At 61.1% G+C, this 285-nt stretch carries 1 pseudogene; it reads right to left on the reverse strand.

Annotated features, from left to right (window positions below):
* Positions 1-285: pseudogene (locus tag KUG41_RS15185) on the reverse strand (photosystem II D2 protein (photosystem q(a) protein)); the annotation flags it as partial.

The following is a 285-nucleotide window of genomic DNA, read 5'->3' on the forward strand; positions in this document are numbered from 1 at the left end:
TCACCGGCACGAACAGCATGAAGAAGTGCAGCCAGCGCTTGTTGGAGAAGGCGATCCCGAAGATCTGGCTCCAGAAGCGGTTGGCGGTGACCATCGAATAGGTCTCCTCTTCCTGGGTGGGCTCGAACGCCTTGAAAGTGTTGGCCTGGTCGCTGTCCTCAAACAGCGTGTTCTCCACCGTGGCGCCATGGATGGCGCAGAGCAGGGCACCGCCGAGGATGCCGGCCACGCCCATCATGTGGAACGGGTTCAGGGTCCAGTTGTGGAAGCCCTGCAGGAACAGCA

The organism is Synechococcus sp. CCY 9618 (genome assembly GCF_019038415.1).
Lineage (GTDB): Bacteria > Cyanobacteriota > Cyanobacteriia > PCC-6307 > Cyanobiaceae > Cyanobium.